This window comes from Acidimicrobiales bacterium, from assembly GCA_022452035.1.
In the GTDB taxonomy this organism is placed as follows: Bacteria; Actinomycetota; Acidimicrobiia; order Acidimicrobiales; family MedAcidi-G1; genus UBA9410.
On sequence record JAKURV010000059.1, the window covers coordinates 1 to 2692 of the forward strand.

The following is a 2692-nucleotide window of genomic DNA, read 5'->3' on the forward strand; positions in this document are numbered from 1 at the left end:
CAGCGATTGGTACCAGACATCACCCAATTGGACTGCCCAGTAGGTGCACTCCGGGATCTCCACCTCCAAAAGAAGGGCCTCACTCTCGGCAATGCGATACCAAGCCTGGCCGTATCCCTGGTCAAGGCTGCCTCCCATAGAACTCGCGGCACCCTGAGCGCTTTGGACATGATCGAACGAGTTGACCTCGCCCCGGGCCAGGTGCTGGCTACCGAAGTCAGCCCAGAAGGCGGTCATATCAACCACCCGGTCGGCAGTAGGACCAAGACGCGAAGTCAGGTCGATAGGCCCAAGACGGCTTGGTGCCGGACCTGGTTCCAGGCATTCCAGATGGAGGTCGGCCGGCTCCTCGCCCTCCCAGTCGTAGAAGAACTGGCGGATCATCAGCCTGCAACGACGGGGTGGCAAGGCATGCCACACAGCGGAGGACGTGTCATCGGGGCAGGGACCAGCACCAAAGAGGAGTTCGAAAGTGCCGTCGTTATCGGTTTGGAGGTCGTCGCCGTTCACCGTAAGGAACTGCTCAATCTTCCCCTCCGAAAAATCAGTGGTCATCACAGAGAGACCTAGATACCGAACCGTCCCAATGTTTCCCGACAACCGATAGGTACGTGAGAGGTCGACAGTTGCGATCTGATAAAGGCCATCGGGGTTGTCCTGACCGTTCTTGAACGGATGAAACCATGACAGTTCGGGATGTTCAGGATCACCACCCTCGAGATCACGGGAGACGTCGCTGGCTAGACGTCGGAGCAGAGCACGGATTCCCTCGGCCCGGTCGATGTCGTCCCCCGGTCGACCGGGGTCCAGTACGAGGTCTGCACCGTCCTTCAGGCGATCACAAAAGGCATTCCAGGCTGAACGAAGATCAACTTCTTCCACTAGTCCTCACCGTGCCAGGTCGCGAAACTCCAGATGTTGCCTTCGGGGTCGGCCGCCGAGAATCCCCGCGCTCCGTACTCCTCGTCGCGTAGACCACGAACGATCGTGGCACCAGCACCTACGGCTCGATCGTGCAGGCCGTCCGGGTCGTCTGTCACTGCGTACACGCTGGTTGGGCCTACAGGCAGATCCAGCCTGTCGTGGTCGTCGTTACCGGTTACCGCATCCCCGAGCATCACACCGCCCCCTCCCGGCCACCTGAGCTCGGCATGGATAATGCCGTTGCCTTCTGGCACAACGAAATGCTCGATGAAACCAAATGCCTTGACCAGGAAGTCAATGAGGGCCTTCGTGTCACGGCAGCGAATAGTTGGGAAGAGGCCCGGGTGTGACATAGCCGAATCCTACCGACGAGGTATTGGGCGGGGCAGATCAGTGACCGAGGTGGCCGCTACCGTTCCGCCATGGCCCGTCCCCGATGGCTCGACCGCTGGCGCAGATACCAGGAACCGGAGCGGAGCCACACAGTTTTCGTGTTCTCCGGGGGCTCGGTTCGTGGGGCGGCTCAGGCCGGAATGTTACGGGTCCTTCTCCACCGGGGGATTTTTCCCGACGAAGTGGTAGGGGTGTCGGCTGGAGCCCTCAACGGGGCGTTCCTGGCCCACGATCCGACCGTCGCCCAGGTCGATCTTCTAGAGAGTGTCTGGCGGGACGTGGCCGACAAGGCGCCCATCCGGGGAAGCGTTATTCGCAACGTCGCCTCAATCATTCGGGGGCGGCCCAGTTTTGATCCGGGAGAGCGGCTCCGGGCTGTCATCGCCGAGCACGTCCCCATGGAAGACCTGGCCGACATTGCTGTGCCCTGTCACGTAGGCACAACCGACGCCTCGACAGGTCAGGTGGCCTGGTGGACCAGCGGACCGGTGGTTGATCTGTTATGCGCGACGACCGCGGTACCAGGAGTACTGCCGGCCGTCGAGCTGAGCGACGGCCAACGGCATATCGACGGCGGCGTGGTATCCAATATCCCACTTCGCAAGGCGGTGTCCTTGGCCCCGACCCGCCTAGTGGTACTAGACGTCGCAGCGAAGTTCACGCCGGCCGAGAAGCAAACGGCGCTGTCGCTGATGATGGTCGGGATCCGGGCCGCGGCGGCCGAGTTGACCCGTCAGCAGTGGTTTGACGTCCCAACCGATCTAGAGGTACTCCACCTGGAGCTGCCCACCGTGGACGACGCCCCAGACTTTGAGTTCGACCTCGTTCCGGATCTCATCGAGGCGGGCGCCGAGGCCGCCGAACGAGTCCTCGACCGGCTAGACGCTGCCGTCTGAGGTCAACTGTCGCGCCGCCTCTGCCGTGTTTTGGATGGCCCGACGGTGTCCGTGACCGTCGGAAGTCCGACATCGGGAACCGGAAGGTCGCCGTCCAGTACCCGACGGATGTATGCCATGTGCTCAGGAGTACTGCCGCAGCAAGCCCCGATGACGGAAATCCCGGCCTCCCGAAGGCGGTGGGCATGGGCGGCCAGCACTTCCGGAGTGGCGTCGTACTCCAGAGTGGCACCCCTCCAAATCGGAACACCGGCATTGGCTTTGGAGATCACCGGGATATCGCCGACGGCGGCCCGGATAGCGACCACCGCGGCCTCGGTGTCGGTCAGGTTCGCACCACAGTTGGCGCCGATGCCGGCCACCCCGAGCTCAGCTAGGAAGACCCCAGCCTCCTGGCCGGTAACGCCCATCATGGTGCAGCCGGCAGTGTCGTAGCTGAGGGTGACCACGATGGGGAGGTCCGAGACCTGGCGGGCGCC

The 2692-nt window shown here is 62.8% G+C and carries 4 protein-coding genes; 1 reads left to right on the plus strand and 3 read right to left on the minus strand.

Features of this window, described 5'->3' with window-relative positions; translation table 11 throughout:
* Both MK181_10890 and MK181_10895 read right to left on the minus strand, forming a co-directional pair.
* Positions 1–555, minus strand: a 555-nt coding sequence (locus MK181_10890; GenBank protein ID MCH2420303.1) for a hypothetical protein, incomplete at its 3' end; no start/stop codon positions are given.
* A gap of 326 nt (positions 556–881) precedes the next feature.
* On the minus strand, positions 882–1277 hold the full coding sequence (locus MK181_10895; GenBank protein ID MCH2420304.1) for a VOC family protein: 396 nt from the start codon (positions 1275–1277) through the stop codon (positions 882–884).
* 69 nt (positions 1278–1346) lie between these two features.
* Here MK181_10895 and MK181_10900 point away from each other — a divergent pair, with 69 nt between their 5' ends.
* Positions 1347–2213 (plus strand): patatin-like phospholipase family protein, encoded by an 867-nt coding sequence (locus MK181_10900; GenBank protein MCH2420305.1) that lies wholly within the window; start codon positions 1347–1349, stop codon positions 2211–2213.
* Between the two features lie 2 nt (positions 2214–2215).
* Here the strand turns inward: MK181_10900 and MK181_10905 are convergent.
* A partial coding sequence (locus MK181_10905) for a homocysteine S-methyltransferase family protein (GenBank protein MCH2420306.1) occupies positions 2216–2692 on the minus strand: 477 nt, incomplete at its 5' end.